Raw genomic sequence first — 1,353 nt, 5'->3', positions numbered from 1 at the left:
CTACTTTTTGAGTTGAAGAAGAAAAGTTATTTTTGATAAATTTGCCTAATTTATATCCAAAGGTTTCTGACATAAATCCTCCTTTATTTGATAATTTTTAATTTAAGCTTGTTTTTAGGAGATAATTCAATATAAGAGTTTGTTTCAAAATATTTGGTTTCTAATGCGTAAATAAACTCTTTCTCGGATTTACTTTCACCATAATTTAGATGGGTATACTTTCCATAATTAAAAGATAATATAATCGCTGTATCATCAATAATAATACATTGAATTGATACATAACTATTAATTTCTATAGAAAATGGTGTGGAAACAATTTCAAATTTTTTTATGGATTCTTCGAAAAAATGAAGTGCTTCTTCGGATAATAAACCAATAAAGTTTATTAGTCCTTCATTAAGCGCCAACCACTTCATTATAGAAAACCTCATCAATTAATTTTTTATTATGCAAATATGTAGCTCGTTTTGCGTTAGATCTTTCTCTTACGGTTTTCATATCTATTTCTAACAAAGTATTCGCATCTTTAGCTTTAAAATAAGCATTTAACAGCTCATTTTTTTGTTTTTGTGTTAGTTTCACAATGATTCTCCAAAGTTAGCAATGTAGTGACACACTACACAAAAAGATTCTTGAGCATTATCATCTAAGATAGCTATCCTACACTACATTATAAACTTTGATATGTAAAGTCTATTTGATGAGAAATGTGAGGATGATCAGTTCTCTATTTCTTAACATTCTGGTGGGAGCTTGCAAGATGGCTTGATAGCTCGTTACTCAGTGGGCTTTATGGCAGTGATACCCATAGCTATTTTAATCTTTATGGACTGGAAAACACGGAAGATGATACGGTGGTAAAACTGGTCATTGGAGCGATGTATATCGTTTTCCCGGGCTTCTTTATGATGGCAATGGGAAAAGCTGGGGTAGCTATGGGAGATATATATAATATGCTTATTACTAGCAAAGCAAAAACAGAATCGGGAGGGGAAAAAGCAGGACAAATGGGAATTAGTTTAGCTACAAAAAGTTCTCCAGTTAAAGGATCTCCCTCTGGTTTTAAGGATTGATTTAATATAAAGTATAAAAGAACTAGATTTTAATCTAGCTCTTAGAATTATTTTGTCCAATCATCTGTACCATAATTACCTAAAGCAATATTTTCTATAACTTTATTTGCCTCTTTATTTGCTTCTACGCCACAAGCTAATGCTGTAGCTAATAGACTTGTTTTTTTGTTTGATTGGTTTGTAGGTTTATTCAACCGTTTCTCAAGCGAATCAACCCCCGCACTTACTACTTTTTGAGTTGAAGAAGAAAAGTTATTTTTGATAAATTTGCCTAATT

General features: G+C 31.2%; 3 protein-coding genes and 1 pseudogene. 1 reads left to right on the top strand and 3 read right to left on the bottom strand.

Annotated elements, in window-relative coordinates; translation table 11 throughout:
- Nucleotides 1-83: 83 nt before the first annotated feature.
- Nucleotides 84-419, bottom strand: coding sequence for a hypothetical protein (locus tag A3EO_RS0101210; RefSeq protein ID WP_018345642.1), 336 nt, complete (start codon nt 417-419; stop codon nt 84-86).
- Nucleotides 400-585, bottom strand: coding sequence for a hypothetical protein (locus tag A3EO_RS0101205; protein WP_018345641.1), 186 nt, complete (start codon nt 583-585; stop codon nt 400-402). Before A3EO_RS0101205 ends, A3EO_RS0101210 begins: the two co-directional genes overlap by 20 nt.
- A gap of 155 nt (nt 586-740) precedes the next feature.
- Here A3EO_RS0101205 and A3EO_RS13025 point away from each other — a divergent pair.
- Nucleotides 741-1,076 (top strand): annotated as a pseudogene (locus A3EO_RS13025) (conjugal transfer protein TraG N-terminal domain-containing protein); the annotation flags it as partial.
- Between the two features lie 47 nt (nt 1,077-1,123).
- On the opposite strand, the gene A3EO_RS13445 reads toward A3EO_RS13025, so the two are convergent.
- A partial coding sequence (locus A3EO_RS13445; RefSeq protein WP_169333120.1) for a hypothetical protein occupies nt 1,124-1,353 on the bottom strand: 230 nt, incomplete at its 5' end.

Origin of the sequence: Gallibacterium anatis DSM 16844 = F 149 (assembly GCF_000379785.1) — a bacterium.
GTDB classification, from domain to species: Bacteria; Pseudomonadota; Gammaproteobacteria; order Enterobacterales; family Pasteurellaceae; genus Gallibacterium; species Gallibacterium anatis.
Note: the sequence above shows the minus strand (reverse complement) of the source record. Positions and strands in the feature narration are given on the sequence as shown.

Coding starts and splice junctions, on each gene's coding strand:
- A3EO_RS0101210 (WP_018345642.1), bottom strand. CDS start 419: ATGAAGTGGTTGGCGCTTAATGAAGGACTAATAAACTTTATTGGTTTA.